General features: G+C 56.2%; 28 protein-coding genes. 10 read left to right on the top strand and 18 right to left on the bottom strand.

Annotated features, from left to right (window positions below):
* A partial coding sequence (locus tag UP10_RS28550) for an ATP-binding protein (RefSeq protein WP_044590053.1) occupies nucleotides 1-1,582 on the bottom strand: 1,582 nt, incomplete at its 3' end.
* A gap of 279 nt (nucleotides 1,583-1,861) precedes the next feature.
* Between UP10_RS28550 and UP10_RS28545 the strand changes: the two genes are divergently transcribed.
* From UP10_RS28545 to UP10_RS44625, 7 genes are all read left to right on the top strand, one after another.
* Entirely contained in the window at nucleotides 1,862-3,160 is a 1,299-nt protein-coding gene (locus tag UP10_RS28545) for an epoxide hydrolase family protein (RefSeq protein WP_050043811.1), read from the top strand.
* A 136-nt stretch (nucleotides 3,161-3,296) separates the two neighbouring features.
* The gene (locus UP10_RS28540; protein ID WP_044590559.1) at nucleotides 3,297-3,716 is read left to right on the top strand and encodes an Ohr family peroxiredoxin; all 420 of its coding nucleotides are present in this window, start codon (nucleotides 3,297-3,299) and stop codon (nucleotides 3,714-3,716) included.
* Nucleotides 3,717-4,700: 984 nt separating this feature from the next.
* The gene (locus tag UP10_RS28535; RefSeq protein WP_156180312.1) at nucleotides 4,701-5,249 is read left to right on the top strand and encodes a hypothetical protein; all 549 of its coding nucleotides are present in this window, start codon (nucleotides 4,701-4,703) and stop codon (nucleotides 5,247-5,249) included.
* Nucleotides 5,242-5,907 carry an SOS response-associated peptidase gene (locus tag UP10_RS28530; RefSeq protein WP_044590551.1) on the top strand — a complete coding sequence of 222 codons (666 nt, stop codon included), beginning with the start codon at nucleotides 5,242-5,244 and terminating at the stop codon, nucleotides 5,905-5,907. The genes UP10_RS28535 and UP10_RS28530 overlap by 8 nt, the downstream gene beginning before the upstream one ends.
* A 945-nt stretch (nucleotides 5,908-6,852) precedes the next feature.
* Nucleotides 6,853-7,038: a hypothetical protein gene (locus UP10_RS43315; RefSeq protein ID WP_082077290.1), complete on the top strand. Its 186-nt coding sequence runs from the start codon at nucleotides 6,853-6,855 to the stop codon at nucleotides 7,036-7,038.
* A gap of 559 nt (nucleotides 7,039-7,597) precedes the next feature.
* The gene (locus UP10_RS28520) at nucleotides 7,598-7,792 is read left to right on the top strand and encodes a hypothetical protein (RefSeq protein WP_044590549.1); all 195 of its coding nucleotides are present in this window, start codon (nucleotides 7,598-7,600) and stop codon (nucleotides 7,790-7,792) included.
* Between the two features lie 66 nt (nucleotides 7,793-7,858).
* Nucleotides 7,859-8,209, top strand: a complete 351-nt coding sequence (locus UP10_RS44625) for an AbiU2 domain-containing protein (RefSeq protein ID WP_156180311.1) — start codon at nucleotides 7,859-7,861, stop codon at nucleotides 8,207-8,209.
* A 14-nt stretch (nucleotides 8,210-8,223) separates the two neighbouring features.
* On the opposite strand, the gene UP10_RS28515 is transcribed toward UP10_RS44625, so the two are convergent.
* The 4 genes from UP10_RS28515 to UP10_RS28500 form a co-directional block, all read right to left on the bottom strand.
* Complete coding sequence (locus UP10_RS28515) at nucleotides 8,224-8,568, bottom strand: DUF4411 family protein (protein WP_245321915.1); 345 nt, start codon at nucleotides 8,566-8,568, stop codon at nucleotides 8,224-8,226.
* Between the two features lie 131 nt (nucleotides 8,569-8,699).
* On the bottom strand, nucleotides 8,700-9,872 hold the full coding sequence (locus UP10_RS28510; protein WP_044590548.1) for an ImmA/IrrE family metallo-endopeptidase: 1,173 nt from the start codon (nucleotides 9,870-9,872) through the stop codon (nucleotides 8,700-8,702).
* A 135-nt stretch (nucleotides 9,873-10,007) separates the two neighbouring features.
* Nucleotides 10,008-10,409, bottom strand: coding sequence for a hypothetical protein (locus UP10_RS28505; protein WP_044590547.1), 402 nt, complete (start codon nucleotides 10,407-10,409; stop codon nucleotides 10,008-10,010).
* A 144-nt stretch (nucleotides 10,410-10,553) separates the two neighbouring features.
* Nucleotides 10,554-10,760 (bottom strand): hypothetical protein, encoded by a 207-nt coding sequence (locus UP10_RS28500; protein WP_044590546.1) that lies wholly within the window; start codon nucleotides 10,758-10,760, stop codon nucleotides 10,554-10,556.
* A 10-nt stretch (nucleotides 10,761-10,770) separates the two neighbouring features.
* Here UP10_RS28500 and UP10_RS28495 point away from each other — a divergent pair, with 10 nt between their 5' ends.
* The gene (locus tag UP10_RS28495) at nucleotides 10,771-11,568 is read left to right on the top strand and encodes an SOS response-associated peptidase family protein (RefSeq protein ID WP_349643982.1); all 798 of its coding nucleotides are present in this window, start codon (nucleotides 10,771-10,773) and stop codon (nucleotides 11,566-11,568) included.
* A gap of 19 nt (nucleotides 11,569-11,587) precedes the next feature.
* Here the strand turns inward: UP10_RS28495 and UP10_RS28490 are convergent, their stop codons facing one another.
* The 10 genes from UP10_RS28490 to UP10_RS28455 all read right to left on the bottom strand — a co-directional run bounded on the left by UP10_RS28490 (nucleotide 11,588) and on the right by UP10_RS28455 (nucleotide 19,107).
* Nucleotides 11,588-11,842: a hypothetical protein gene (locus UP10_RS28490; protein WP_197086911.1), complete on the bottom strand. Its 255-nt coding sequence runs from the start codon at nucleotides 11,840-11,842 to the stop codon at nucleotides 11,588-11,590.
* Between the two features lie 13 nt (nucleotides 11,843-11,855).
* The gene (locus UP10_RS42215; protein ID WP_050043832.1) at nucleotides 11,856-14,720 is read right to left on the bottom strand and encodes a pentapeptide repeat-containing protein; all 2,865 of its coding nucleotides are present in this window, start codon (nucleotides 14,718-14,720) and stop codon (nucleotides 11,856-11,858) included.
* Nucleotides 14,721-15,080: 360 nt separating this feature from the next.
* Complete coding sequence (locus UP10_RS28480) at nucleotides 15,081-16,031, bottom strand: nucleotidyl transferase AbiEii/AbiGii toxin family protein (RefSeq protein WP_044590544.1); 951 nt, start codon at nucleotides 16,029-16,031, stop codon at nucleotides 15,081-15,083.
* Entirely contained in the window at nucleotides 16,021-16,209 is a 189-nt protein-coding gene (locus UP10_RS46005) for a hypothetical protein (protein WP_245321914.1), read from the bottom strand. Before UP10_RS46005 ends, UP10_RS28480 begins: the two co-directional genes overlap by 11 nt.
* 112 nt (nucleotides 16,210-16,321) lie before the next feature.
* Entirely contained in the window at nucleotides 16,322-16,609 is a 288-nt protein-coding gene (locus UP10_RS46000) for a hypothetical protein (protein WP_245321912.1), read from the bottom strand.
* A 94-nt stretch (nucleotides 16,610-16,703) separates the two neighbouring features.
* A complete protein-coding gene (locus tag UP10_RS44620) occupies nucleotides 16,704-17,246 on the bottom strand; it encodes a hypothetical protein (protein ID WP_044590543.1) in 543 nt (180 codons plus the stop codon).
* Between the two features lie 188 nt (nucleotides 17,247-17,434).
* The gene (locus tag UP10_RS28465; protein ID WP_156180310.1) at nucleotides 17,435-18,031 is read right to left on the bottom strand and encodes a hypothetical protein; all 597 of its coding nucleotides are present in this window, start codon (nucleotides 18,029-18,031) and stop codon (nucleotides 17,435-17,437) included.
* Nucleotides 18,032-18,051: 20 nt separating this feature from the next.
* Nucleotides 18,052-18,270 carry an ATP dependent DNA ligase gene (locus tag UP10_RS45995; protein ID WP_245321911.1) on the bottom strand — a complete coding sequence of 73 codons (219 nt, stop codon included), beginning with the start codon at nucleotides 18,268-18,270 and terminating at the stop codon, nucleotides 18,052-18,054.
* Nucleotides 18,209-18,688, bottom strand: a complete 480-nt coding sequence (locus UP10_RS28460) for an ATP-dependent DNA ligase (protein ID WP_245321909.1) — start codon at nucleotides 18,686-18,688, stop codon at nucleotides 18,209-18,211. Before UP10_RS28460 ends, UP10_RS45995 begins: the two co-directional genes overlap by 62 nt.
* A gap of 8 nt (nucleotides 18,689-18,696) precedes the next feature.
* Nucleotides 18,697-19,107, bottom strand: coding sequence for a hypothetical protein (locus UP10_RS28455; RefSeq protein ID WP_044590541.1), 411 nt, complete (start codon nucleotides 19,105-19,107; stop codon nucleotides 18,697-18,699).
* Between the two features lie 497 nt (nucleotides 19,108-19,604).
* Between UP10_RS28455 and UP10_RS28445 the strand changes: the two genes are divergently transcribed.
* The gene (locus UP10_RS28445; protein ID WP_044590539.1) at nucleotides 19,605-19,979 is read left to right on the top strand and encodes a hypothetical protein; all 375 of its coding nucleotides are present in this window, start codon (nucleotides 19,605-19,607) and stop codon (nucleotides 19,977-19,979) included.
* Between the two features lie 189 nt (nucleotides 19,980-20,168).
* Here UP10_RS28445 and UP10_RS43310 read toward each other — a convergent pair whose 3' ends face one another.
* Together UP10_RS43310 and UP10_RS43305 are read right to left on the bottom strand one after the other, a co-directional pair.
* Entirely contained in the window at nucleotides 20,169-21,659 is a 1,491-nt protein-coding gene (locus tag UP10_RS43310; protein WP_082077289.1) for a caspase family protein, read from the bottom strand.
* A 26-nt stretch (nucleotides 21,660-21,685) separates the two neighbouring features.
* The gene (locus UP10_RS43305) at nucleotides 21,686-23,221 is read right to left on the bottom strand and encodes an alpha/beta hydrolase (RefSeq protein ID WP_082077288.1); all 1,536 of its coding nucleotides are present in this window, start codon (nucleotides 23,219-23,221) and stop codon (nucleotides 21,686-21,688) included.
* A 239-nt stretch (nucleotides 23,222-23,460) separates the two neighbouring features.
* Between UP10_RS43305 and UP10_RS28425 the strand changes: the two genes are divergently transcribed.
* Nucleotides 23,461-24,048: a tyrosine-type recombinase/integrase gene (locus UP10_RS28425; protein WP_082077287.1), complete on the top strand. Its 588-nt coding sequence runs from the start codon at nucleotides 23,461-23,463 to the stop codon at nucleotides 24,046-24,048.
* Nucleotides 24,049-24,264: 216 nt separating this feature from the next.
* Here UP10_RS28425 and UP10_RS28420 read toward each other — a convergent pair whose 3' ends face one another.
* Nucleotides 24,265-25,401, bottom strand: a complete 1,137-nt coding sequence (locus UP10_RS28420; protein ID WP_044590535.1) for a hypothetical protein — start codon at nucleotides 25,399-25,401, stop codon at nucleotides 24,265-24,267.
* Between the last annotated feature and the right edge of the window lie 33 nt (nucleotides 25,402-25,434).

The following is a 25,434-nucleotide window of genomic DNA, read 5'->3' as shown; positions in this document are numbered from 1 at the left end:
CGGCGTTACCTTCCGGAGAAAAGCACCATTCGAGTGCGGCCCGAACATTGTTGATGGCCGCGAAATGTGAAGCGCGTTCGATTCCACTTGATGAGGTCGACCATTCCTTTCCGCTCTGCTCCAACCAGCGGCGAAAGTAGGTCGCATGCCGTATCGACAGGTCGGTAGCATCGGCGGCGTCAATGCCGATCTCACGGGCGTAATCGCGCGTTGTGTCGAGAAGCCGGTAGCGCATCATCGCCCCCAGGGGGTTCGTTGCCACGATCGATTTGGCGACCAGGCTATCTACGGCGCCAAGGACGGTCGACCTGTCGAGAGTAGCGCCGGTAACGACCTCCAGCGCCGCATCCAGGGTGAAATGGCCAACGAATACGGCGAGCCTGCGGAGCACTATACGCTCCAGTTCGGTCAGGAGCCCGAAGCTCCAATCCAGCGTGGCCTGCAGTGTCTTTTGCCGCGGTGGAGCGGTTCGCGACCCCACCCAAAGCAGAGTCAGGCGTTGATCGAGAAGGGTCGCGGTTTGTTGCAGTCCATGGGATTCGACGCGTCTGGCCGCCAGTTCGATCGCGAGCGCCACACCGTCAAGCTTTCGACAGATGCTTGCAACGATCAGGACTTCCGCATCGCTGACGTCCAAACGCGCGCCACTGGCCGCTGCGCGCTCCATGAACAGCTGTGTGGCCGGGAACGCCCGGACCGCCGCCGCCGTAAGCCCCGGATCGTCCGGCGGACAGGCCAGCGCATCCAATCGGTAGATATGCTCGCCATCTACCCGAAGCGCTTCGCGACTCGTCGCGAGAATGTGGACCTGCGGCGCTGCATCGATGATGCGTGCCGCCAGCGGCGCCACCGCTTCGACGAGATGCTCACACGTATCGAGGATCAACAGAATTCGCTTGTTGCGCAGGTAAGCGATCAGACTGGGCGTCGCATCGTTGGATTGAACCGATAGCCCAAGCATGGAGGCCATGCCTGTCGTGACCAGGGTGGGATCGCTGAGCGTTCCGAGGTCGACGAACAGCAAAGCACCCGAGAAAGCATCGACCAGGTGATGACCGACCGCTATCGCAACGGTGGTTTTGCCGACGCCGCCGGCGCCGACGATGGTGACAAAGCGCGAGGCGTTCAGCTGAGCCGACAGCTTCAGAATATCGTCGTCCCGGCCAACCACCCGGCTTTGGCGGCTGGGAAGATTGGCGTGCGGAAAAATGCTTGCGACGATGGGCGTGTCACCGCGCTGACCGGCCGACCGCGAGACTGGCGCGACGAAGCAATAACCCCTGCCGGGGAGAGTTGCGATGTATCGGGCGCCAGCCTTTCCGTCACCTAGCGCCTTACGGAGGTAAGTCATATGAAACCGCAGGCTTCCTTCCTCGACGATGACGTCGGGCCAAACCTGTGCCAACAATTCCTTCTTGCCGACAATTTCGTTGGGATGGGACAGCAAAACGACGAGGATATCGAGTGCCCGCGCACTCAACTCGATCGGTGTACCGTCGTTGGTCAGAAGCCTCTCGCTGACGATGAGACTGAAAGGACCAAAGGATATGACTTCCTTGGTCCGCGCGGCCGCTGCGATCATGGCGTCGCCTCTCGAAGCCATCCGGTCCGGTCCCAGCTCCACCGGCATTCTAGGCGAAGAGCCCGCCCCAGGCATAGCGCCAAGGTCCGGTAGGCGGCCAGAGACCAGGGGCGCAGCCCGGTCGCGAGCACTAACAACCCCTAACAACCCATAGCGGGCTAATGCGCGGACTTTGGCGCAATCTTTCCTGGCAGCGAGGATGACGGATGACCGGCTCTTCGCAGGCGTTCAAGCGAACTGCGGCCCTTCCAACCCATTAGCAAATCGAGGAGAATCCACATGTTGACGACAGAAACAAATAGCCCCGTCGCCGGTGATCTCGGCCTTCCGTTCAGAGCCGCCGCGATGGCCGACACAGCCAGTTCGCGGGCCATCGACACCGTCGGGGCCTTCGACAAAAATGCCATCCGTCCTTTCCACATCCACTTTCCAGAGGCAGCCCTCGTCGATCTGCGCCGGCGCCTGGCGGAAACACGCCTGCCAGAGAACGAGACGGTTACCGACTTCTCCCAGGGCGTACCGCTCAAGACCATCCGCCAACTTCTGCGCTACTGGCAAGTCGACTACGACTGGCGCAAGGTCGAGGCGCGGCTCAACGCCGTGCCGAACTTCATCACCGAAATCGACGGTCTGGACATCCACTTCATCCATGTCCGCTCCAAGCATGAAAATGCACTGCCGCTGATCGTGACGCATGGCTGGCCCGGTTCGGTGGTGGAGCAACTGAAGATCATCGGGCCGCTCACCGACCCTACCGCTCATGGTGGCAGCGCTTCGGACGCCTTCCACCTGGTGATTCCGTCGATGCCCGGCTACGGGTTTTCCGGCAAGCCGACTTCGACCGGCTGGGGGCCCGAACGGATCGCGCAGGCTTGGACCACTCTGATGAGGCGTCTCGGCTACAAGCACTTTGCCGCACAGGGCGGCGATTGGGGTGCGATAGTTACCGATATGCTGGGCGTGCAGGCGCCGCCGGAATTGGTCGGCATCCACACCAACATGCCCGGCGCGATTCCTGCGGAGATCGACCAGGCATCGTTTTCTGGTGCGCCGGTGCCGTCTGGTCTCTCTGCCGAAGAGACAAGCTCCTACGACCAGCTCGTTTTCGTCTACAAGCATGTCTATTACGCCTTCTGGATGGCGTCGCGCCCGCAAACACTGGCGGGGTTTGCGGACTCGCCGATCGGCCTCGCGACCTTCCTGATCGACCACGACGCGCGCAGTCTGGAACTCATCGCGCGTTCGTTTGACGGACAAACCGAGGGTCTGACACCGGACGATGTCCTCGACAATGTCACGCTGTTCTGGCTCACCAACACAGGTGTTTCGTCAGCTCGGCTCTACTGGGAGAACAAGCTGCCCTTCTTCAGTCCGAAGGGCGTCAAAGTCCCAACTGCCGTGAGCGTCTTCCCGGACGAACTGTACCAGACGCCCCGGACGTGGGCAGAGCGGGCCTATCCCAATCTCATCCATTACAACAAGGTGGAAAAGGGCGGTCATTTTGCTGCCTGGGAGCAGCCAAGGCTTTTTACCGAAGAGCTTCGTGCAGGCTTCAGATCCCTCCGCAAATCGGCTTGAAGACTACGGCGAGCGCATTGTGCGCGCCGACCAGATCTATCAGCCGCGCCAGACCAGCAACGACCGAAGGCTCGCGCGCACCGTGCCCGCGAGCCTCAAGACCGTTCTACAGGCCACTATCAAAAAAGAATGTAACATGGACCAAATCGTAAAGGTGCTCCACACCGCCAAGACCAGAACCACGGGAGACCGCGAACAGGGCGCTTCGCGCAGCTCCGACGGCCTGCTCGACATCAGGCTTTCGATGCCCGGCTCGGCGCGGATCGGTACCAACCCGGAGCAGCTGCTGGCAGCTGGCTGGTCAGCTTCTTTCGCGAATGCGATCGCGCTTGCGGCCCGCAAATGGAAAATCACGCTGCCAGCCAAAGTTAGCATCGATGCAGAGGTAGACCTGAACCTCGGTGATGGCGGCTACTCACTCAGCGCTCGGCTCAACGTGACGATCCTGGGTTTGGAGCGCAGCGTGGCAAAAGGACTGGTCGATGAAGCAGAAAATATCTGTCCGTTCTCAAGAGCAACGCGCGGTAACATTGAGCCAACAATCAAGCTAGTCTGAGCAAGATAATTCCGCGAAGTTGCAACCGGGACGCTACTACTACGCACTGAACTGGCACTGTCTCAAAAGACTAAGCGAGCTTTGGTCCTTACTGTTAGATGTCCGCTCAAACTCGAAAAAACTCGATCTGAGCATCTTTCTTCCGGGTTATCATCGGATGCTGCCTCATGCATAAGAACGGGCGACGATCAACTTCCGCTTCGGGTCTTGGCTGTGTAAAAACGCGAAGACGCTCGGTCGCGATAGAAGAAGTTATTCGTCCAAGACCGCCTCAGTCGCCCAACTTGCAAGCGAACTTAGAAGTCGAACTGAAAAATATCATTCTCGTCGCGTGTCGATTTTTTGAGTTTTTACACAGCCAGGGTCAAAACCGGAAGTGGCCGTACTTGAATAGCAAGTCCGTTCTACGCTCGGAAGCGGACATACCCGTGAACGGCCGCTTCGCGCCAGAAGCGGCCCCTCGCAACTCCGAGGCGGCACCGCACTAGAAACGACGTTGAGCGCTGCGGCGACTTTTCGAGATAACGGCTGAAACCAAGAGTGTCCGACCGTACTGATCGCACGATTGCATTCTGAGTCTGAGCCACAACTGTGTGGGCATCAAATCCTGCATTATTGCGCCCGCGCAAGCGCCGAGGCCCAACAGCGCACTATCGCGTACGAGGTAGCCCAAAATCGTAGGTTGGCGCGCAAAATCGTGCAAATGGCGGAGAGAGTGTCCGCCGAAATAACGCGCAACCAATTGATCACAATCGCTTATTCTGATTGCTATCTTCTGTACATACACTTACGCCTACACCGGCGACCTTCTCGCCGAACAGGTCTTTCAATGCCTTGGCACCAGACCCGCGCGATTGCCTCTCGTAAGTGCGCCTCAATCGAGTATCCGTTCAAGCGCAGTCATCTGATCGCGCTGCGGCCGGCTAAGATTTCAGCTAATGATCCACGGTCCACGTCGTGGCCGGGGGAGCGATGAGACCTCAGATGAGTGACACGATTGGCGTATTCCTAGACAACAACGTTTGGGACTTCCTGTTCGACCACAAGATCGACCTAGCAGTCGAATTACCTCGTGAACGATTTCGCATCAGTATTACGCGCGAACCCGAGTTTGAAATTGACGCCCTAGAAGCCCGACGGCCCGCACTTAAGAACTTTGTCGATGAAGCAGTCGCGCGTTGTGAAATTGCTACAGACGTTTACTTCGGGTTCGACGATGCAAGTTTGCCAGCTGATGAGCAACGTGTTGACGGCTTTGGCGTTGGTCGTTGGATTGGAAATAAGGAGCGGAACTTCCTAGACGGTCAGCAATATCGTCGCACGCTTAGGAAGCGTCCAACCAAGCTGTACGCGCAAGAAGCAGACATTGCATTGGCAGCACGCTCGTTCGACTGCGTTGTCATCACTTGCGATAAATCCGGAGCATTCAAGGACGCCGCCGCCGAAGGAGGAGAAATAGTCTTCTTAGAACAGCTTCGCCCCGGATCACATACATTACGTCAACTTGTCGAAGCCGCAGCGTCCAATGTGTAACCTCTATTCGATCACCACAAACCAAGCCGCGATCGCCGCCCTCTTCCGCGTCGTCAACCGTTACGTTGGCAACCTGCCGGCAATGCCTGGCGTGTTTCCCGACTATCCCGCGCCCGTCGTGCGCAACGGCGCCGACGGCCGTGAAATGCTAATGATGCGGTGGGGAATGCCCCCGCCGCCGCGGACCGGCGGTCCGCCGGTGACGAACATCCGCAATACGTCGTCGCCGCACTGGCGGGGCTGGCTGAAGCCAGAAAGCCGATGCCTTGTTCCGTTCAATAGCTTCGCTGAGTACGCCCCGGAGCCGAGCCCCGAAACGAAGAAAAAGGACGTCGTGTGGTTCGCGTTGAACGACGACCGGCCACTAACGGCCTTCGCCGGCATCTGGACCATTTTCAAGGGCGACCGCGGGACTAAATCCAAGCCGATCCCCGGGCCGCATCACGTGTACGGCTTCCTGACGACGGCGCCGAACGCCGTCGTCGCGCCGATCCATCCCAAGGCGATGCCGGTTTATCTGACGACCGACGAAGAACACGACGTCTGGATGCGCGCGCCGTGGGACGAAGCTAAGGCGCTGCAGCGGCCTTTGCCTGATGACGCTTTGAGGATCGTTTTGCGCGGCGCCGACAAAGAGGATAAGGCAGCTGCCGCCTAATGCGGTTGCAACGCACGCGGCCGACCGGCTGAGCGGGACTTAAGCGCTGTAGGATACTTTATCCGACGGTATGGACGGAACTTGTCTTCCCGACCTCGGTTGCTTTGGAACAATCAAAGCTTCCGGAGGAAATCATGTTGAGAATTGCCGCCGCGCTAGCGCTGCTGGCGTCGCCAGCCTTGGCCGAAGAGAAAGCCGTCGACCCTTCCGCTCTAAAGGACTGTCCCCCGATCGGCCAATCAGCCAAAGGCGAGCTGATCTACGGAATGAACTGCGCCGCCCTCAAACCAGAAAATCGGGTCGAGGTTATGCAGAACATGCCGCAGACGAACTTGAAGGACACCGTGATCCCCAAACCCCGGCACGGTGCAGACGCCAGAAACAACGCCGACGACGGGCGACGTAAAATAGGGCGAGTTTCAAGAGCAGTCTTCGGAGCACTCTTTGATCGGCCCCCGGGCCGGCAATCAAGGTACGTTGCGCCGCTCCCGGGCGGCGAGCCAGCGTTCCATTTCTATGGGAGCCCTAAATGTCCATTGACGATACGGAAGCCGGCGTAAAGTCCACGCTACGCGAATTTTCGAAAGACCTCTCTGGCGATGCAGCGCGACCCACATGGATCGATCGTCTCAACGCAGCCACGCGGGAGGCCCCATTAGAAATGTTAGCGGCGGCCTTTCTAGTCGGGGTCTTACTTGGGAGACGGCGGTAGCCCACAGGCGAGTGCCGAACGGCGCACGCTTCCGGCCTCACCCCTCGCGCTGGGGCCATTTTTGGCAAGCGCAGTGGCAATCCCATAAGCTAAGCGGGGACTGCGGTCGGTGCGACGGGCACCCTGTTGTTCACAAGCTCAGTGACCATTGACGACGGCTAGCAGCCGGAGATCGACAAAGCGTCGCCGTTTCTGGCGGCGCAAGGCGCCACGCTAGCCGGGACCCGGAGCACATGAAGCTATTGCTGGAGTACATCGAGCACGCGCTGCAATTTGAGCGCTTGGCCGCCGAAGAGCCTGATCCCGAAACCAAGGCCGAATACGCTAGACTGGCCAAAGACTACCGCAGGCTGGCGGCAGAGCGCTGTGAGCGATATGGCCTTCCACCGCCCAGTCCTCCGGCGTCATCAAGCGAATGACCTTGGGCGAACCAAACGCGGACATAGTCGTGAAACGGGGCGGCCCGGCTACCTGCAAAGGAACTTTTAGGCCTGATGTTCGTTGCGCCCGCTTTAGAGAACTGAGGTCACTATGGGTACCCGCAACCGATTAAAGCAGACAGCCACTCTCCAAGAGCGATTGGCAGCCTTCGCTCGACAGCAGCGCGACAAGGCGGCGACCCTCCCAGAGGGAGCTGAACGCGTGGCGCTTCTCCAAAAGGCCGATCAGGCCGACACAACCACCCAAATGGACTACGCGCCCCGCTAGGAACGTCATCGGTTGGCCGTTTAGTTGCCGCCGGTGATGGAGATCGTGTCTTTCTAACGATTGCACGTGCTGCCTCACCTTCTAATCGGCGGCGGTCTAGTCATCGTCGTGTTTTGATCGCCGGTGCGGTTGCCCGAAATCTAGCTTCGCTTCTGGTGATCCCAGCGCGGCCTTTCCAGCAACGAAACGTCAATATGGCCAATTGGAACCCGAGGCGTTTTGGTGGATTTGGACGTTATTGTGGGAGGGCTCTGACGAAGGAGCAAAGCGATGAAAGGCATAGACGTTAATCCTGGCGTCGAGCTCGATGATCTTGTGGAAGAGATTAAGCGCCTGCGGAAAGAGGCTCGCGGCACTCACCCGGGGATTGCGCGCGAGAGATTGCTTCGCCAAGCGAAACAGGCTGAGGCCGTGCTCGAGATGAGAAAACGGGCCAACTCACCCGGTCTGCAATCTCCCGAATGAAAACGTGGTGGCGCAGTGTTACACGATTTAACCCATTATGTGAGTGACCTGCTGATAGTGCCAAACATGCTCGACAGCTTCGTGCCCACACCCTTCACTGCCGCAATGATCGCAACGGCAGCCTGTGGCCATACCCGCGAATTTGAAAGCAGTGAACTCATGGCTTCAATAAAAAATCACCGCGACAAATACCTTGCTCATTCCTTGCGCTCGACCCGCCGTGAAAAACTTGGGCCGGTGCTCCCGCTGCAATACGGCAACGAAACCACGGTGCTGGAAAAGTCGCTTCCGATCATCGAGGCGTTATATTGTTGGGTAAATGGCACCAGCTTTTCCCTTACAAGTTCGCAGGCGTCAGATCGAAAGAATGCCCAAGCGCTATGGGGAGCTTGCACGTTCGAAGCCGGTGGGCGGTAGCGGCGAGCCGGCCGTTAGCCCAGCACCCAATCTTCCGCGTCGATCAGCTGCATTAGGTTGATGCATTCAACCTTCATAGCGTTGCAGACGCCGGGTATTTTACCGAGGCTACCCACCCCGGTCTCTTCGGTGATAACCGCGTAACCGCTCACCTTGGCCTGAGCGATCACGAACGGGTCGGCCTGGAATTTTTCTTTTCCGGCCGACACCAGCGCTGTGTAGGTATTCACGATATGGTCGACTTGGCCCTGCACGGTTTCATCAGGCGTATGAAACATCGCTGACCGCGGTTGCAACCAGTCGTGCAGTTCTTCCGATCGCTTCTTGCTGCACTCCCGCAGGACCAGCGTGGACGACACGAGGCGTCCCTCCTGGATCAACTGGTCAAGTTGCTCCCACAGTTTGGAAAACGATTAGGCTTATATCGCTCGTACCAGGCGGAGATGAGCGCGCTTGTATCGATGCAGTAGATTGTCTTTGCCACGCAGGATTACCCCGCCAGGCCAAAGGCCGCTTTTTCCATGACTGGAACAGTCGTGACCTTCATGTTCAAGAGACCTGCGACATCGCGCAACGTGAAATAACGATCGTGATAACCCTGAAAGACGAGCTGAGTGAATGTGCGGCCGAGTTGGCTCAGCACAACGTAATGATATTTGGGGCCGCCCTCGGAGGCTTCTTTCTTTTCATCGAGCTGGGCGTAGATTTTCTGAAAGTCTGCGCGTTTGCCGTCGTAAAAGGCTTGGGTTGTTAGACCGAGCGTCAGGAGGCGGCGCAGTACGGCCTCCTGGCTAACACCGAACCGCAATGCCAGCGCTTCGAGTTCGTCATCGCGCCAACTCTTTTGGCCGTTCTTCTGAGTAACCAGCCTCTCGCTCAGGAGCCAGTCGCGCGGCATTAGGGTCGCGGCAGCGACGGCGTTGCAGAATTTCTCAACCGTGGGGCTCGGCGCGTCGTTGCGGTCGCCACCGACGTTGCTGACGCCGCTTTGTCTCAGCGCTAAGTGGCAGAACTCGTGTAGTAGCGTGAACACACGGCCGTTGCCGCGATCCTTACCGTTCACCAGGATAACCGGCAGCGTGGTCTCCGCGAGCGCTGTCCCGCGCATCTCTTTAATTTTGAGGCGTGGCACGACGAAGACCAGAATATCCTTGGCTTCGATCGCGTTACGCCAGCCCTCAAATGCCTTTTTGGCAAAGCACTGCTGTTTGGTGTCATCGACCTCAAGAAACTCACGGAAACGGGCACTCAGTGTTTCGACGTTGCTGGCAAGAGTGGCGCGCAGTGCAAATTCGCGCACGGGCTCATTCAGCTCGTTCCTTACCGCCAGGGCGACTTCGCGCCGTTCGCGCGCCTGACGGATCGCATAGGTCAGTTGCGGGGAGAACCCGCCCTCGGCGCCGGGCAGGCGGCGGAAATCCTGGATCGGCTGCCAGCCTTTGGGCGGCTGCTTGAGATAGAACAGGCTGACTGGGCGCTTATAGTGGTCGGCCATATCCAGGAGCTTGGCGAAAGTCGGTGTTTCCTCGCCGCTTTCAAGCCCCTGCAGGCGTGCTTCATCAACGCCGAGTTTGCGCGCGGCATCGGCCAGGCTGTACCCGGCTTGCTCCCGTGCCCATGTCAGCATGGCCGGGTTGATGAGGGCTTTGACGCTTTTTGCCATTTCTGCAGTTCCAACGGGATTGTACCCCGTTCGTCAATAGATAGGCATCAAATATGGCCGGGTTGCCTAAAAGAACCGTTCAGACCGTGGGCGTTCAGCACTGGCCCGGCAGTGGTGGGCCTAAACTGGGTTTTGCTAGTTACCTTCTGGGTTCTTCCGCGCTAGGTGCTCTATCATTTCGTTGAAATCGATCCCGAGGCCGGCAAGGGTCGGCTGGAGCAGGAAAAAGCTTGAGGCTGTCGCCAGGCCGCCCGCAGGAGTGCTGTCGGTTTTCGCTTCTATGGACGCACTGCCGCTGGCCAAGGTTTCCGTCACGCGAAGGAGCAAATTTAGCCGGCGGTCATTGAAGATTGGTTCGGCAGCACCCAAGCCTTGCAGAAGCATTTTCGCCTCGGTCAGGCGCTCCGACTTGCCCGACCAAATCGCGATGGCGGCATAGGTAAACACGAAATCTTCAAACTCGTGTCGAGGCAATGTCTCTCGGTTGACGTTGTCGATCTCGGTTGCGGCCGCATCGATCCGCTTCTGATATAGCAAGCATTCCGCTAGGTGAACCTTGTCGAGATCGGACCCGCCGAGGGCAATCGCTTCGCGAGAGGCGGACTCGGCCTGGTCCCATTCTCCGGCATATCGGTAGCTATCGCCGATTTCCCGATGGATGGCGGCCTTACCTTGTTGAGTTCAATAATCTTCAAGCAGCAAGGCCTGAAACTCTAGTGCGGAGGTCTTCAACATCTGCTTGTCATGCCGCATACTTCCAAGCAGCTGAAACAGTCTGCAATAAATATGCTTTTCATAACCCTCAAGCGGCTCATCGCCGATGGTCTGCTGCACCGTGCCAATAACGTCGTTCAGCTGTTGCTCGGCGGTCTGATCATCGCCAATCATGAAGTATTGAATGGCCTTCCGCGCGCATGACGACCGCGACTGGATTGAAGCATTCGGTTGGCTCACCAGCCGCAATGCCATCGTCGGCGGCGACGAATGGCAGCGCCACGAAGTAGGTCACTTCCGTCATGGTTCGCTCCTAGCCGGAATAGGTCTGAAATCTCCCGCGCACATAGGCGTGAGAGACGGCCTTCATCAGTTCGCTCACCTCAGATTCCAGATACTCGTTCGCGACGATCCCGCGCCGGTCGTGCGCAATGCCGGCGCCGAGCGCGAAATGATCATGATGCGATGGGGCATGCCGCCGCCACCACGCACAGGCGGGCCGCCGGTTACAAACATCCGCAACACAGCGTCACCACACTGGCGCGGCTGGCTGAAGCCGGAGAACCGCTGTCTGGTCCCGGCCAACAGCTTCGCCGAATACGCGCCGGAGCCAAATCCTGAAACCAAGAAAAAGGATGTCGTGTGGTTCGCCTTGAACGATGACCGGCCCCTGTTCGCGTTCGGCGGACTCTGGATCGAGTTCAAAGGCGATCGAGGCACCAAGTCAAAACCGATTCCCGGACCTCATCTTGTCTACGGCTTTCTGACCACCACGCCGAACGCGGTCGTCGAACCCATTCATCCCAAGGCTATGCCGGTCATCCTGACGACCGACGAAGAACGCGACCTGTGGATGCGCGCGCCCTGGGACGAGGCGAAGGCGTTGCAGCGGCCGTTGCCGGATGATGCGCTGCGGATCGTCGCGCGTGGCGCGGATAAGGAAGATCGCATCACTACTTCTGGCGAAGCGGCATTGCCATGATGCGGCCCCCTGCTCAGGATCATGCCGAAACAGCTCGCCGGCTTATGTCGTGGCGCTTCGCTGCATCAAAGAAGGTGGTGCGCAAGGAGCCCCCAGCATACGAGAGCACGGGATCACCAGGCGCGGCTATGCGCATGTTGTCGTAGAACTGGCTGCGAGACCCGTTTGCCTCTTCCTTCGGCGACCACAAATATCCGCCGCCAATTTCCTGACGCATCGTCTGTTTGTGGTTCACCCACCAGTATTTCACCACGCCGCCCGAAGATTGCGACAAACCCACCTCTAGTTCAGTGTCCTGAGGAAATTGCTTGCAATTCCATCTTGGCGATCGCGGAATTGGTAGGTGCGCAATGGCTGATTAGCTTTTTTAGCAGCTCGGCGGCGGTAGCTCGATCATTCTTTATGATGTGCGCCTCGGCGATATGCAGTTCGAACTCACATTGCAGAGGTTTCCCTAATCCCGTTGCGGCGAATTCCTCATCTGTTGCTAGCCCTAGTAAGAAATCCATCGCCGGGTAGAGTTCTTCGTCTCCGTTCATCCGAAGCGCTGCTTCCCTAAGACCCAGACTTCCATCTGAGCCTGCTCGCTGTTGCGCGAAGTAGCGCCATATCGCTGCGTACGCTCCACGGTCGAGCGTGTATGCATCGGACAAGTCGCTCACAGCGCCAGAAGTATCACCTTTCAGTAGACGAGAAATTCCACGGTAAAGTTTCGCTTCGACAAAATCCGGCTTATTCGCAATCGCTTTGTCAAACATCGCTGTCGCTGAGCCGGGATCGGTAGAGAGGAATTCCACTAACCCTGCCAAATAGAAGCCCAGGAACGTCTGTGGTTGTAGTTTGACGACGGCTTGGAAGTCCCTGCGTGCTGCTTCAAGCTCGGGCTTGCGTAGATATTCCTCTCCGCGCTCGACTTGGAACACCAGCGGCGAGGTGTCATTTATTGACAAGCTAAAATCTGCGATAGCGCCATCAATGTCACCTTTGGCGCTCTTGGCGCGAGCTCGCATTTCGTAAGCTTCGGAACTGGGGGATTTTCCGATCGCTGTCGTCACATTGGAGATCGCTTGATCATATTGGCCCCTGGCTAGAAGCTCTTTAGCCCGATTGAGGAATGCCGTGCTGTCTTTCTTGACAGAAACCGCATATTCGAGAGCCTGGTTGCGGACCAGCGCATCTCGATCACGAGGAAAAAGCTCGCCCCCTTCTACCGTCTGCTTTGCAAATCTAAGTTCGTCTTCCTTGAAGAGTGAACGAAGATCGCATTCGGTTGATCCGTGGTGCCCTTGGATAATCGACTCGGCGACTGCCCGTCTCACGCCGGAATCGAGAGTGTCCGAATAGAGGAAAGCTCGTGCAAGCGCGGGAGTCGAACTGGGGTTACGTACTCTTCCATTGAGTCCAAAGGGGGCAAATCCAATTCCGCATGCGAGATTCAGCACAAACTCACGATATTCGTCGCTTTGTTCCGCTTTCAAAGTCGCGCGACGCTTCCAGAGAAAGAGCATCGGATCGCCAGCGTCCTCTTTAGGCTTGTTCGACGGATCGAGAAGATCGAAGTCTACATGGTCTGGACGATCCCAAAGATCATTCGGGCCGAAGCTCTCGAGCATAAAGGTTTTCCACTTTTCGAACGTCGTGCAATCGGGAGTCGAATTCATGGTAGAAAATGGTCCGACGTATGTTCTTGTGCACGAATATGCAAAATCCCATGGTGGATTGCTTGGGTTGAGTGCGGTGAGCTTGGTAAACTCGAGAAATGGACTGCCGCGGAATCTCCAGGTTGCCGCGCCAGTCATATTTGCTGCCTTTAGTGATGCGTGGTCGAGCCCGGCGCCTTGAAGCTTCGCGCTACGCAGATTGGCACCATCCAAATTTGAGTAGTTGAAATTCGTCCCGACGAGGTCAGCGTCGTCAAAGTTTGCTCCTTGTAGTTCCGCATTGCGCAGCTCCGCAAATTCCATATGAGCATTGTCGAATTGCGCGCCATAAAGAACCGCGTCGTAAAGGAGAGCCCTCTGGAGAAACGCGCCGGTAAATCGGGCGCCGGGCGCAACGAAGTGCGTCATCTCGGAACGGGAAAGGTCGGCAAAAGTGAAGCTGGCGTTCTCAGCCCACGCGTTCATGAGAACCGTTCGTCTAAGATCAGCTTGATAGAAGAACGCGTCCTTTAGGTTGGCCATGCTAAGCTTGGCTCCGGCCAGCCCGCTCGCAAAGAAGTTTGAGTTCTGCAGGTCGGCGCCTTCGAGAACAGCGTTGGACAGGTCAGCCCGCGTAAAGTCCGCCTTATTCAGTTTGGCTCGGCTGAGCTCGATCTCTTGCAGTCGGCGCCCGCGAAAGACAAGGCCGCTATACCCAGGATGGGCGCCATCCGTTTCTTCAAACTTCTGATCAGAGAGTATGAGGTGGTCCGCGGGCCAATCGGTCGGGCGATAAGTTGTGCCCGCTAGCCGCCAAGTTTCGCCGGGAAAGGTCACCACGCTGTATGAGAAGAACAGCACCCCTGCTGTGCCCGACAGCAGAAGTGCGAAGAGACCTACGCGCCGAAGCCTTTCGAAAAGTGTCTCCGGGGCTTTGCTCGCAATGGTCTTGCTGCAAAAGAAAAGCGCGATTGCGAGGCCAATCAAGATGCAACTGCGGTGCCACCAAGTCACGGCGTCACTCTGATACGGCAGGAAGATGACCTCCGCCTGAACCAGAATGAGTATCGGCACGGCAACGAGCGTCAGTCCAGAAACCATGAACAACGCAAGGCGCACAAAACCACGTTGTTGCGCTCTGGGGCCGTTGATTAGTTGAATGAAAAAGAACGAGTCTAGTCGCTGTCTTTGGGTCTCCGAGCGGCCCGACACTCTCCTGAAAGCTGCAAGCTTTTCTCCGAGGATGAGAAAATGCAGAATCACATAGATCCAGAAGACAAGTAGGAGCGCGGGTGCGACGACGAAAAAGCCCGTCAGCGGGAGTTCAACGTTGTTAAGGAGTGGTAGTTGTAGTGGGGATTCAAGAAAGAGCTTTCTGTGCGTGACGGATCCAAAAGAAATCGCCAGGTAGAGCTCAAACGTGACAAGAGTAGTCCAGATTATTGATGTCTTGCCTGCGTTGTCGCTGAGTGATTTTTGCAGGTCATCGATATCGCTTTGTTTGGATGGCATCGCTCGTCATCCGCTATAAATTTGGTCCCGAACAAGTGAAAGTCGTTCGCCGGGCGCTGTCTGAAGTTAACCGAATTGCTTGCCCGTGCTTGTGACAAGAAACGATTTCCACAACTTATGGACGAACGTTGAGCCCGGGAAGGGTCGGTCATTGCGTTCACACGGCTGCGTTGCGGGATCACAATGAGGCTGCTCGGGTCGACGGAGGGCACGTAGTCCTCGCTCCCTCCGCTCTCACTCGATGCAATACTTGTCCAAATCCTTGAGTTGGCCCTCGGCCCCGCGCTGTCGGTGCTTTCCGCTCTGGTGGTGGAGTCTAGCATTCTCGCATTTTCAACCTACACAGCCGAAGTTGTACTGCTAAAGCTTCTCAGCCCACTTGCTGATTTCGGCCTGTATCTGCTCGAAGGTAGGCGTGCCTGCGTAGTAGAGTCCGCTACTGCGGTCGTAGGCATCGGCATAGAGTATTCGCGTTTTCGCGTTACCCAAGATGAAAGCCTCGTTCTCGGCAATGTTCTGATTATCATCCTTTCGGAAGCGCGCCTGCTTGTGAGCCTTGTAGACAGGAGTGCCGATGAATTTCTGGACGTCGGGCCGTTTCAGCAATTCGAAAATGTCATAGTAGTGCCGCATGAAGCCGACCGGATCACTGCCTTCAGCCTGCTGTTTACGGAATTTCGTCGAGACCGTTTGCAGCTTTTCCACGAGGGTGTAGCCGGGGTCATAGCACGGAACCGCTTTGGCACGGTTGTCGATAACCTCCACGCCGCTCGCAACAGCGCGGTCGTAGACCCAGGAACTGATATCTTTTGGCGCATTTGGAGCCACGGTGTCGAAACCAACCTCCAGCAGTACGCCTTCGCGGAGACCTTCCAAAGCTTCGACGACCGTTGTGTATTTCAGCTTGATGCCCGCGCTGCGATAGTTCGGCACATCATCGAACCCCGTGTCTCGTTCGACTTTCGCAACGCCGTCGATCTTGATCGTTTGCGCCAACCATTCGTAGAAATCCGTGCGTGTCTTGATTTGCGCGGCGCTGTTCTGATGCTTGCCGGTCTTCACGTCCCGGTCCTTCGGAGGTTCGATCAGAATGTCGATATCCTCCGAAAACCGGCTGATGATCTTGTGTCCCTTCGAAAGGGACGTGCCGCCCTTGAGCTGGAAAGTCAAACCGAGCTGCTGAAGCCCGTAGAGGCAGTGCATGATCCAGTAGTCTTTTTCGACAAGAGCTGGATCGATGCCCTTTTCTTCCGCCACAATCCGGATCAGATCCGCAAATTGCGGATGGTTGTGGAGGAAATCACACGGCATGAAGCTCGCCCGCTCTTAGCGCGCGTTCGAAGAATTTCTTCGTTCGTTCGTTTCCGTACGCGCGAACCGCCCGGTCCAATCGGCGCCGGTCGGACGATGCCGCGCGCTGCATCACGCGCTTCAGGACCTCGTCTTTCGCTTCGGCAAGCTGATCAACGTTATTGACGAGATCGACCAACAGGAATTCCTTCGTCAGTGACCTGGGAAAGCGTGGCTTCGCGCGGAATGCAAACTTGCGATTGCCGAGTTGAAACTCTCCGTGGCGCTTGTGATTGTAGACGACGGTCTTGTCATAGAGCTGCGTCGTACCGACGGCTGTTGTAGGCGTTTGGCGATGATAGAAGAAACTGATCGTCCTTGAGAAAGGCGCCAACGACCTCCTTGTCCGAGGCGGGAGCTGGACCGAAAGCGGTTTCCTTCGGATAGGCGTAGAGTCCGCCCGAAAGCTTCTTGAGCGTGCCCTGCTCAACCAACTGCTTGAGATGCCGATCAACAGACGTCGACCAGCGCGCCAGATCGGCACGCCGGTAGACATTCCCCGGCTTTAGATGCCTTTTGAGTTGTTCGAGCTTCGTCATGCTCGCCAATATAGTCCAAATTGGATCATTTTGCAAGTTTTCTCATTGAAAAATCATGCAAAATGTATGCCATCTATCTGATATGTAACATGTTTTATTGCTGTGGCCTGCCGTCCTTCGACCTGCCGCCACGGTCTCTACAACGTACTGAGATCGTCCGGCACCTCGCCGAACTTCCTGATGACCTCGGCATCGCCAAAGACCCCAGTGTCGGGATCTCCGGTCCGGCTGAAGGCCACGGCGCCCACATGTCCCGGCTTGCGCGACAAGGCTTCGCGCCCCGATATTGCAGCAAGTTCTCTCGGTCGTCATCTAGCTCAAGAATACGGTCGAGGATCTCGATGCGAGCCGCAAAGGGCAAATCGTCAAACTCGAGATCGACATACAGCTGCAACAACTCAAGGTCATCTTCCTTCTTGGTAATTGGCCCCGCCTTTGCCAATTCCTGTCGGGCTTTCTCGCGATCGCCGCCGGGGCTGAGATGATAAAACGCCCGGTGATATGCGATCTTCTTGTACCAGGACGGATGCTGGATATTGCTGCGAAGTCTATCCAGCACAGCAGGCCAGTCTTTCCAAAGCCCCAGCCGTAGATAAAGCCACGATAAGCGACCGACGTAGGCGCCGAGCGCGTTCACGTCTACCCGAAACTAGAACCTAGATTATTGCATTTACGATTTTGCGATTGTCTGTGCCGCCGCCAAATCCGCAATTACCCGATACAAGCCAGCCAGCGCCGTCAGCGAAGACGCTTTGCTGCAGGACACGCCGGTCTCTGCGACCTTGCCAGGATGGACAAGGTTTCGCGCGTCCCGTGCCGCATGAGCTATTGTTGTGGTTTCTGGCGCGATATGTTGAGCATTTGAGGCCGCGTTGATGAGATCGACGAGCCGCGCTTTCGCAAAATCTTTTCCGGCGCCGATCGTTGCAGCGCCCATAACAGGACAGCTTCCATGGCCGCACCGGCAAACGTCGTGGCTCCCAGCCAGGTCCGCGAACCAAAGCTCGCCCAGGCGGCGGCAATTTGGTTTTCGATCCCTACGCGCCGCGCCTCATCGTCGATAAACGGTAATTCAGGTTCGGGTGGCGGCAGTTCGTCGTGGCAGAGCTGCATGAGCCTCTTGATACGTTCGACCGGGTCTTTGCCATTGACGGCGGCGGCGGATAACTGCGCGCCACGTTCCCAATATCCCATGGCAGCAACGAGGACCGCTCTGCATTTCATCAGCTCGGTATAATGGACGATGCCAAAATCAATAAGTTCGGTGGGCACCTGGTCCAGCAGCGAGATGATGGTACTGACATCGGCCTGAAACTGAGGTCCGACTCTCTGGTCGTCGATATCGCCAGTCCGGGGGCCGAACAATCCATCAATCGCTGCTGCGACCTCGCTTGGAAGAACCCTCACGCCCAAACCCGCCAATACTGTACTCGCCGGCTCAGCTAGCTCCTCGTCAAGCCTTTGAACGGGCTTTGCTGCAGCAGACCTTCGGAAGTGATGTCTTTGAATTCCACGTCCGCCGTGAACAGCGGTTCGACCCAGGTCGCCTTCGGTTTCTTGACCGGCTTGGTAAGCTTCGATTTCGGGCTTACCACGCTATCAAGCTGTTTTCGAATCTGGCTTGAGACCGTTCGCGACCAGCCAGTGCCGACCTTGCCCATGTAAACCAGGTCTTTGCCCTCGCGCTTGCCGAGATACAGCGCGGCAACGCCGGTCGGCGTCTTTCACGAACCCGATGACCGGGAATTTGCCCTTCTGGACGGTTTTGATTTTCAGCCAGGCTTCGCTGCGCTCGGATCGGTAGGGCACATCAGCTCGCTTGGAAACGATGCCCTCGAAGTTCAGCTTCGCGGCATGTTCAAACATCTCCTGGCCGTTACCGCTCAGATGTTCGGAATAGATGACCGGCAGGCCAATGTCGTTTTCGCCCAAGAGGTCGGAGAGGATCTGCTTACGCTCAATCTGGGGCAGCTTTCGCAGATCACCGTCCCGCCAGAGAATGTCGAAGGCGTAATAGATCAGTGTGTTGATTGTGAGATTAGCCCAACCGGCCAGCGGGGGTGAGCAGCACGACAACACGGAGGCTACTACTTAAATAAGTTGAAGACGCCCAGCATGCTGCCGAACAACGCGAGCGCCAGCGTAACCCTATTCGCCCAGTAATCCCACTCGGCCTTTTGTTCAGCCCGAATATCAGCTCGTAGCTTTTGGGCTGCCGCTGTCGTAAGGAAACGCTCAGGCGCACCGCTCGGTTGTATCCAGCTTTCATCATCATGAGGAATGGGCATGTGATAGCGGTACGCTTTTTCGACCAGATGCTTTGAGCGGAAGTAGTCGGTTGCCTGGGTTTGATAGATAAGATCGTTTTTCATCCCACGCCTTGGGCTCACATCGGCGTCCTCATCGTCCACGGGCGTTTCGTCATAAGCCCGGTATAGCGCGTGCTGCGCTTTCAGGTGTTTCCTGAGCGTCCAGCGATATCGAATCTCATCAAACATGGCGCTACCTTTTCAGGACGAGGGCTCCGATCACTGCCGCGACTGCACCCAGAGTCCACTTCCATTCTCGCATGTAGAATTCTATCGCCCAATGCGCGGCGCGCGAGCTCCAATGGCGCCTGTAGCTCCCTAGGCTCATAAACACGACGGCGGAGTTAGGGTCATTTTGTGAGAGGACGCGCTCCCCTTCCCACCATCTCTTTAAGAAGCGCATGTGGTCACCTTTGATTCGGGATCAGGTGACCATCTTAGCCCGGAGGGATTACCCGAAATCGATATTCACAGTGCCCGTTCACATCCTGTGAAACATGCGGGCGACACCATCCTTCCAGCGTCGCCTTCCGTCTCACGTCATGGAGCGCCGTCAGGAACGGAGAAAGATGTGGCTCCTCGACGCATAAATCGTAAGGATTGTTGTTGATATGTAAGCAAGATCGGTGTATATGTTGGGAATGCTCGGGCGACCGCAGCGGTTTTCAACACGAAAGGATACTTAAATGGACTACGACGAAAAATATCAGGATGGGAAGAATGGCCCGCTCTCAAAGCCTCTGAGAGCAAGGCTGAGTGCTTTCCGCAGCTTTTCGACGCTCGCGGACATTGGCAAAGCGGTGGGATTTAGTGGCCCATTCGTTAGCCAAATCCTTAACGAGAAGAACCCTGCCCGCGTGGACAGCAAGCATATTCCGCGAATTGTCCGTGCCGTTGAGGATGGCGAAGCCAAGCACGCTAAGAAGCTGGGACTCATTAACCCCCCACTTCAGAATGGTGCAGGGACGCCTGCCCCAGAGGAAAAGAAAACCCTCGACTACTACCTGAACGCAATTGACGCGCTTGGTTGGAAGATCATGGGGCTTGAACGTAAGGCTTAGTAAAAGGGGGCGTGCACTTCATTAAGTGCACGCCCCTTTTGCTCCTACAAGATTGCCAGCGTTCCCGCGTTCTACGCTGATGATAGAACTACTCTTCAATAATCAGTCCGTTCGGCCACGACGGATTCGATCGTGTCGTGCCGCAATATTTGCATGGTCAACGCGTAGTTCAATGCGTTGCATCGCGTTTCACGGGCACGGCGTCGACTTCTGATAGTATTTCGCGACCATGCTGCCCCCCGCCGCGCGAAATTTCAAATTTGTATTCAGTACTTCGCCTATGAGATTGTATTCCGTCCTCTGACCGCCTCCTTCCATGTACACGGTATCGCCTCGCTGCTCTACCCGCATGCGCTGCGTAAACGGGAAAAACCCCGCGGCGATAATTGTTCCGTCCGAATCCCGCTGAATAGAGGCTCGAGAGAGAGTTTTGTTGTTGGAGAGACTCACTTCGCACCAATCACCAAGTAACGTTTTGCCAGACGTATCGGGCGGAGCGGGTACGACATTAACCGTTTCAGTCGTAGTGGTCCCCTGTTGAGGGTTTGGCGAGGGCGGCATTTTCAGTATAATACTAGAGGCGATGATCAGTGTCCCTATTAATGCCGCTGATGCAACCATTCGCCTATTGCGGCGGAGGCTTGGTAATCTTTCCTCAGGTCGAATGTCGACTTCGTCGTTCAATCCCTCGGACCCTTCGTTCGGGGCTTGTTTCGAAGCCGAGTCGCCTGGCTCACGAGCCGCACTTCCCTCTCCCAGTCCATTCGTCGCGAGCCGCTCCCCGGTGGCATCCTCCGCCGCTTTTGGCGTAGTTACCACAGGAGCTATATTCTTCGACGAGCCACTTTCGCCAACCGGCTCAAGATGCTGGTCTTGTGGATCTTCGCTTAGAAGTGCCTCAATCTCGCTTGGAGGAATATTGACGGGTCGAGCAATTGGAAGAACGAAATAGTATTTTCGACGCCCGAGCGAGCCATAGGTGCGCGGCTCCTGACGGCGTCCCGTCGCCTCAAGCACAAAGTCCTGCACTTCTCGAAAGAACTCGCCGATCTCTAATCCCGGTTGTTCCAAATAATTCAGTAGCGCGATCGCGTATGGGCTATTGCCTGCATTTCCATCTAAAGCGACCGTTCCGTGCTTCGAGGAGTATGCGACAATCATATGGTTGCTGGGCGGCTCGACCATGCCGAGGCCTCGCGACAGCGTCCTTGTGGAGATCATCCGGCTACGGAAGGGATTGTCTCGGCAGGCGTCGAGAATGATAAGTCGCAGACCACTTCCATCTTCAACCGCCCCCATCACCTGATCGAGAGACGCTGCCTCAAACTCGACATCTCTGGCATGTTGAAGCCTCGCGTCAACCGGGATGAGATAATTCCGACCTCCAACCTCGATTCCGTGACCAGCGTAATAAAATACAGCCTGTTCCGCTTCTTCAGCGACCCGCGCAAAAGCAGCTATAGCTCTCCGAAGGCGGTCGTAGTTTAGGTCAAATAGCGGGATGAGAGGCTCAACCTCGCTAATCGATTCCGTCGACGCATCTAAGGTAACTCCTGAGTATCCAATACGTGCGAGCGCGTTGGCTATGTCGCGAGCATCGTTGGCTGGATTCTTCAGGAGTGATGCGCTTGAGTATGCAGAGTTACCAATTACTAGAGCTACCCGTTTTCCGTCTGACATCGTCGCCTCGCGATCGCATACGTTTTCTAGGGCTTAACCAGCCAGTAACTCCGGCCATCTTCGGCCTTCGCTTTTCTGAGCCCAAATCGCATCGCCGGTGGCGCTCCATGTGCAATGAGTTCATAAAGGTCGGCTAAGACGTTACGTGCCTCCGCAAAATACCCATGCCCGAGAATACTCATATCGACATTCGAAACGCTTATTGTATCGATACCATCTATAACTAGTGTTGGTGGCGTTAAGCCAACTCTAGGAAACTCGTGCAGCCAGTGAGACGCCTCAACCGCTTTGTCGCGAGAGGAGATATAGATAGAAGTTCGCTGTGATAACTCGACGTATGGAGCCGCGTACTGCTTGAATAGATCGGCATCAACATCCGCAGCAGCTAGAATAATCTGCCCGAAGATCTTGCCGCTCTGCGCCGTCGCCCGTGCAGCAATTCGATTGATTGCTCGCAGTACTCCACGGTTCCCCATGCTGTGGGCTATCACATGAACTTTCTCCGCGCCGCTACGTTCGGCAAAATCGATTAGGAAACTAGCGATCGCCGCCTCGCTCACTTCGATAGTGGCGGCATCAGCTAGATAGCCGCTCAATTTCCCCTGGGAGGGCCAACTAAAAAACGCCATAGCTCTCTGAGCACACAGATCGTAGCCAATCTGGGCAGCGCGAATGGCGGCACTTTCGAATGAAACATTGTAGCCGTGCACCAGTACGATCGCTGTTTTTGGTTCTTCAGCGGTATCGAAAGTCTCTTGTAGACACTTCCAGTAAGTCTCGACGCTTAGGGGTTTGACTGCAATGAGCCGGATCCGATCGTCGTTTCCTGATAAAGCCCTCTTGATCAGCGAAGATCCGATGGAGCCAATTTTGTGGGATTTGGGAACGAATACGTCGCACTTACCGTAATGAACTTCTTCATCGCGGTCGGATGAATAGTTTAATCCGTCGACAGTTGGACGCCTGTTTGTACCATACCAAACCGTATAGGTTGCGCCGGCTGATCGACCGCTAAGGCGCGCTAGATCTGTTGCAAGGGCGGCTCTCTCGGACCCTTCGAGAACAGCAACTGTCCGCATAAGGCAGAGATGATAATCCTGGGCAGGGAACACGCGCCCCCGAGACGCAAATTCCTGACTAATCCCCCGGATATCGTCGATAGCCACCCGCCCACCGTAATGCGCATTCCAAATTTCTTTCGCTAGGTGAATGGCGATTGTCGGTTCAGCCACAACGTGGGGGCTATTTTCCAAATCGATTGCAAGAAGCCTTCCGAATTTACGATAATTCTCTCGACCCCTTATCTTTAAAAGGCCTCTTGCACCAAACAAATTGCCGTTCGTATCAGATTGCGGCGATTCATCTGTCAGACTTAGATAAGAGGAGTCCAAAACTAACAATGCAAAAAAGAGAGCTAATTGATCGGGACCAGTGATTCTGACATTTAGCAATTGCTCATTAATATTGAGGCTGATGCTATTGATGATGCGCGCTTGTTCGATCCGGCGATCGCCTGGCACATTTTCCGCGATGGAGCGCAGGATCGCCGCCGTAATGAACACGCTAAATCCATGGGTAAGATTTAAACCTGAACTCTAAGTTGTCAGTCGTGGGAGACGCAAGCGGAAATAAGGGGGGGGGAGAGTTCCGCATTGACTGATTATAGAAGGACAATTCTATCATCAGTCACACCAAGGCCCTGAGCTGCCGCGCATTATTTTCGACCAAGCATGTACGTTCCCGCCTGACCCGTTACAATCCAGCGTCCTGCTGACCATAAGTAACCAGTCAGGAGGGCAAATTGGGACTCGGGAAGCAAGCCAAAACGCTGAGCAAGGGCCAAGTCGAGGCTATGCTCTCCTACCTTTCAAGCACCAGGCATCCAGAGCGCAACCGGCTCATTTTCCTTTTGTCGGTGAAAGCCGGCTTACGGGCGAAAGAGATAGCTCGCCTCACCTGGTGGATGACCAACGACTCCAGTGGGGAGATCGGGCACCGGATCTGCCTTCAGGACGTCGCGAGCAAGGGCAACTCAGGCAGGATGATTCCGCTAAACGGTGACGTTCGAGCCGCGCTCATTGAGTACAGAAACGGTGTCATGCACTTCGCTGGACCGTACGTCATAAGCACGGAGCGCGGGCTATCCACTTCACCCCAAGCCGTGGTGAACATGTTCCAGAGGTGGTACCGGCACCTCGGGTTCGTCGGGTGCTCAAGCCATAGCGGCCGCAGGACCTTCATCACGAGAGCAGCACAGAAGATATCGACTGTCGGCGGCTCGCTCAGGGACGTACAGGTGCTGGCCGGTCATACCAACCTGCGAACTACCCAGCGGTACATTGAGCAGGACGTGGACGCTCAACGAAGGGTCGTTCAACTGATGTGGTAGCCCCGGGTAGCCGATTTAGGGGTCCCCTCAAAGGAGAGCCATCGAGTTACTCAGCGCGCGATTCGACTGGGCATACACCACTCGTTTGGTGCCGGTGGCTTGATGCTGCCAACCGCAACGAAAGCCGACATGGGACGGCTCCGGAATTCTGGGCCATTCATGGAGCGAGTTGGAAGGCTTCCAACCCTACGCGCTCGGAAGTCGGAAAGCGCTACCTCAGAAGCCTGTTATCCTCGTATTATTGATCAACCGCTCAAGCGTAAGCTGCAATTGTGTGTTCTGGATGTTCAAGTTCTCCGATGGCGGCGTAGCACTTTTCGACCGAACAACGCGATAGTTCGCCGGATCCGACTCTATTTGCCTGATTGCAATCGCGCTGTCCCCTCGGCTCGCTTGCGCGTTCCGCAGTTCCTCCTTGACGGTCACGAGCCTCTGCAATGCGACACGATTTTCGTTTCGTTCCGCTTCGATCTGAGCTCTCGAAGTCTCGTCCGAACGAGACCCAGGGGCGGTGAGCGCCTCAATGCGGGTCTGCAAGCTCTGAGCCTTCACCAAATCAGGGTCTGTCTTCAGAAGTCGGTCATCGGTCGCAGCCGTCTTTTCTGCGGCATTCAATTCCGCCAGTTTTTGTTTCTTTTCTGCGACCTTCTCAGGTTTCAGTACTGTCTTGCTCGTGTCCTTGGTCGCGGGCTTTGCAAGTGAAACATCAACAATATTGTCGTCTAGCCGATCAACCGTTCCGGTCGGCGTCACCAAAGTTGCAGGTGACGGGACAATGGTGAAAGCTGGGGACGCGTTGGCATTCAGATCCAGGCTAAATTCGAATGTGTGGCCAATGCTCGCAACATACTTCTCGGGATTGCTCCTGATGTAGTCGTCCGCCAAGGCGCCTTCGATCGCTCGGTTTAACCATTCCCCAAAACCGATCTTCCCTTGGAGAAACGGGTGAATTTCGTTGAGTTGCTCAGGCTGGCAGGGGCCTTTTACGTCCGCAAAATCCAAATTGAATTTCATAACAGCCGTACGGTTTGCAGTTGTTGTTGCGCCGCCCCCGACCCCAACCGCAACCGATGATCCTTTAGCGAGGGTTGCCGGAATGGTACTGGTCGCCTTAAGGCCGCCAGTCTCGTTCCCTTTTAATGTTACCGTGTATTGGCCTTGCCAATCGGAAAGCCATGAGTACCCCTTTACGTCAATCTCATACCAAACAGCATTCCTGAACTCGCAGCCGATCGAGGTAACAAGGGTGTCAAGGGGTAATACTTTGTCAGAAATCATCTGAGGAAGCGTCGCGCCACAGGCGGACAACACCACTGTCGGCACTAAAAGTAAGCCATTTTTGAAGAAACACATTTTCTACCCCTCCAAACAAACAAATATGGGCGA

It is taken from the genome of Bradyrhizobium sp. LTSPM299 (genome assembly GCF_000938235.1).
Classification (GTDB): Bacteria; Pseudomonadota; Alphaproteobacteria; order Rhizobiales; family Xanthobacteraceae; genus Bradyrhizobium.
This window is presented reverse-complemented; position numbering and strand designations above follow the sequence as displayed.